The sequence below is a fragment of the Pontibacterium sp. genome (assembly GCF_041587635.1).
Lineage (GTDB): Bacteria > Pseudomonadota > Gammaproteobacteria > Pseudomonadales > Balneatricaceae > Pontibacterium.
In genome coordinates this window covers 1-2053 of record NZ_JBFGYC010000651.1, presented here as the reverse complement: position 1 = coordinate 2053, position 2053 = coordinate 1, and the positions used below count along the sequence as shown (strand labels likewise).

Sequence of the window (2053 nt, the reverse complement as noted above, 5' to 3'; positions counted from 1 at the left end):
CGCTGGGATTTGGTCTGGATCTAAGCCCTTACTACCGAAACAATCTGGCCCTCGACCTGCCAGAAACTCTGGAGAACAGTGTCTTCAGAGATATCCTGAACATGCTTGCACGGCGACGTTAGTCGTCAAACCGGTTGTCCTGTTTCCGGCCTACGGGACAACCGGTGCGGCATGTACTTGGCGCCCATCACTGACTAAGCCTCTTGACCATCCAGTACGCCGTTGCGGCACACATCCAACAACGTCGCGGCTAACTCTTCGTCATTAATTGCTCTGGAGATTGCCATCCCCCCGACCATCAACACCGCCTTTTGCAACGCCTGCCGATGCGCCTCATCAGCATCCGCATCCCCTCCCTGGGCAATCAGATTCACAAATCCTTTAAACACCCGTGTATAAGCTTCACGGACCTTATCATCCCGCTGCCCAATATCTGTGATCAACAGCGCTAATGGACAATTAATCTGTTCACCACTGCGATGCTCTTCGCTCAGGTAGCCCTTCACCACTCGTTGTAAGCTTGCATCAGAGCCAAGCGCTTCAGTGGCTTTCAGATGCGCCGTTTTAGCCGCCGTCGCGATGGATTCTGCGTATAACTCAGCCTTAGACGAAAAATGCGCATAGAAAGCCCCGCGTGTCATACCCGCATCAGTCATCACTTCATTGATGCCAACATGATCAAATCCATACTGCGTAAATAATCTGGCCGCACTGCTCAGGATACGCTCGCGGCTCTGCTGTTTTTGTTCCGGTCCCCAGGGCATGGCTTACACTCACTTCATAAAAGGTTCTGGTTTATCTTACTTAACCATCAAAATATGTTCTTTAACATATTTTCATTCCCACTAGCATTGTAGGTAACAAGTCTATGAAAACCACATAGATATCTCATACACAAACCACACAAAAGGAACAGCTACCATGTCTGCTCAAGTTCAGATTCTCGGCCCTGCTTTTAGCACCTTCGTGCGTTCGGTGATGCTGTGCTGCGAAGAGAAAGGGATCAGCTACGACACTAAGTTTGAGATCAATGGCGAACCGTTGGAGCTAAACAGCGAAGCCCACCAGCAGTATCATCCGTTTGGAAAAATTCCGGCGCTGCTTCACAACAGTCACACGGTATTCGAAACAGCCAGCATCTGCCGCTATATCGATGCCAGCTTTGATGGTCCAGCCCTGCAACCGGAAGACAGTTACGGGCGCGCGCAGGTCGATCAATGGAGTCGTGCTATTTCACAGTATGTCGATCAGGCAATCGTCCGACAGTACCTGTTGGAATTCGCGTTCCCCAAAGGCCCGGATGGTCAGATTCGATTGGATAAGGTTGCAGAAGCCGAGCCTGAAGTGATTAAGATGCTCACGCTACTCGAAAAGCTGATTGGAGATCACGCATTTATTTGCGGCGATCAGTACAGCTATGCAGATGCGATCCTCACTCCGATGCTCGACTACCTTTCAGGCACACCCAACGCCTCGACATTACTACCGGATAATTCACCACTGAGTCGCTATATCCACCGCATGCAAGCACGTCCATCAGGCCAAAAGGTCCTAAATAAACAGTAAACGTTGTCAGGGATCAGTGATACGATCAATCACTCTATATCAGGCGTCATTGATCCCACTTCAGCCGGTAAAAATCTGGACCTAAAAACTCACTCAAAGAACCGTAAAACTGGCACCATCACAATATATTTATCCTTTAATATCAATACGTTAATCTGGCACCATTAATTAGACGCAACTGGCCCTAACTGGCCCTAAGGTATACCCCTAGTATTGCCGCCGAAAGCTGCCCTCCAGCCTCTCTGCCACACACAGAGTTTACCTGTCAGGAAAGCAGCAATCAGGGCCTTGCCCATCCCTGAAACAGGTCAACTGTCTCAGCTCAAATAATAATAACCAGGCATTACTGAACTGACATTCTCAGCTCCAAAATGCCATCAGGTCGTAGTGAGTGCTGCGGCCCGAACAATACTTCTTCTATACTTCAGGGGACTCCCCCTCATCACTGAAGGCAGAGGAAGCCAGCAATACCTATTTTTTGAGCCCT

Annotated in this window: 2 protein-coding genes; one reads left to right on the top strand and one right to left on the bottom strand. The window is 49.3% G+C overall.

All coding sequences use genetic code 11. The features are described from left to right. Nucleotides 1-194: 194 nt before the first annotated feature. Entirely contained in the window at nt 195-764 is a 570-nt protein-coding gene (locus tag ABYW01_RS20310; RefSeq protein WP_372836287.1) for a TetR/AcrR family transcriptional regulator, read from the bottom strand. A 157-nt stretch (nt 765-921) separates the two neighbouring features. Here ABYW01_RS20310 and ABYW01_RS20305 point away from each other — a divergent pair, with 157 nt between their 5' ends. Further along, nucleotides 922-1566, top strand: coding sequence for a glutathione S-transferase family protein (locus ABYW01_RS20305; protein ID WP_372836286.1), 645 nt, complete (start codon nt 922-924; stop codon nt 1564-1566). Nucleotides 1567-2053 lie beyond the last annotated feature (487 nt).

Coding starts and splice junctions, on each gene's coding strand:
- ABYW01_RS20305 (WP_372836286.1), top strand. CDS start 922: ATGTCTGCTCAAGTTCAGATTCTCGGCCCTGCTTTTAGCACCTTCGTG.
- ABYW01_RS20310 (WP_372836287.1), bottom strand. CDS start 764: ATGCCCTGGGGACCGGAACAAAAACAGCAGAGCCGCGAGCGTATCCTG.